The organism is Streptomyces phytophilus, from assembly GCF_013870535.1.
GTDB classification, from domain to species: Bacteria; Actinomycetota; Actinomycetes; order Streptomycetales; family Streptomycetaceae; genus Streptomyces; species Streptomyces phytophilus.
In genome coordinates, this window is the sequence record NZ_JACBXC010001609.1 from 1 (window position 1) to 1164 (window position 1164).

The window sequence follows — 1164 nt, forward strand, 5'->3', positions numbered from 1 at the left end:
GTCGCTCATGTCAGCTACCTCTCCGTCGTACCCGCGCCCCACCGGCGCCTCGACAAAAGACGGCCCGATGTTAGGGCCTGTCGTTCGGGGTGCGGGAGACTTGCGGCGGCGTGCTCGTTAAATCGGCGGCAACACTGCGTCTCGGCCGGTCGAATCCGGGGTGGGAACCGCGCGGACAGGCGAGTATGGTCGCAAGCGTCACCATCCCGACCGGAGGATCCTTCGTTGTTCCGCATCCTGATCAAGGCGTTTCTCGGCTTGCTCATGCGTGTCCTGTACCGCCCCCGGGTGGAGGGCCACGAGCACATCCCCGGCACGGGCCCGGTCGTCCTCGCCGGCAACCACCTCACGTTCGTCGACTCGATGTTCCTCGGCCTGGTCGTGAAGCGGCCGGTCTTCTTCATCGGCAAGGACGAGTACGTCACGGGCAAGGGCGTCAAGGGCCGGCTGATGGCCTGGTTCTTCACCTCGGTCGGGATGATCCCGGTGGACCGGGACGGCGGCCGCGGCGGCGTCGCGGCGCTGATGACCGGGCGCCGGATCCTGGAGGAGGGCCGGGTCTTCGCCATCTACCCCGAGGGCACCCGCTCCCCCGACGGCCGGCTCTACCGGGCGCGTACCGGCGTGGCGCGGCTGACGCTGATGACCGGCGCGCCGGTGGTGCCGTTCGCGATGGTCGGCACGGAGAAGATCCAGCCGGGCGGCTCGGGCCGGCCGCGGATCGCCCGGTTCACGGTGCGCTTCGGCGAGCCGCTGGACTTCTCCCGCTACGAGGGCATGGACCGCGACCGGTACGTGCTGCGCGCGGTGGCCGACGAGGTGATGAGCGAGGTCATGCGGCTGTCCGGCCAGGAGTACGTCGACGTGTACGCCACGAAGGTGAAGTCGGCGGCCTGAGCCGTACGCGCGGGGACCCGCAGCCCCGCGGCGGCTACTTCTCCAGCACCTCCCCCGGCCCGCCGTCCCGCGGCCCGTCGCCCTCCGCCCCGCCGTCAGCGGCCCCGCCGTCCGCGGACCCGCGCATCTTCGCGGGCAGCCCGTCCGGCGGCCCGCCCGGGACGCGGGCACCCGCCTCCGCACCCGCGTCGGGCAGCCACAGCACGAACGTGCTGCCCGCGCCCACCCGCGAGAAGAGCCGCGGCCGCCCGCCGTGCGACTCCACGA

At 72.4% G+C, this 1164-nt stretch carries 1 protein-coding gene and 1 pseudogene; one reads left to right on the forward strand and one right to left on the reverse strand.

The genetic code is table 11. From position 1 onward, the window contains the following. The first annotated feature begins 225 nt into the window (after positions 1–225). Positions 226–897, forward strand: coding sequence for a lysophospholipid acyltransferase family protein (locus H5J30_RS34590; protein WP_181791766.1), 672 nt, complete (start codon positions 226–228; stop codon positions 895–897). A gap of 34 nt (positions 898–931) precedes the next feature. Here the strand turns inward: H5J30_RS34590 and H5J30_RS34595 are convergent. Next, a pseudogene (locus tag H5J30_RS34595) lies at positions 932–1164 on the reverse strand (hypothetical protein); the annotation flags it as partial.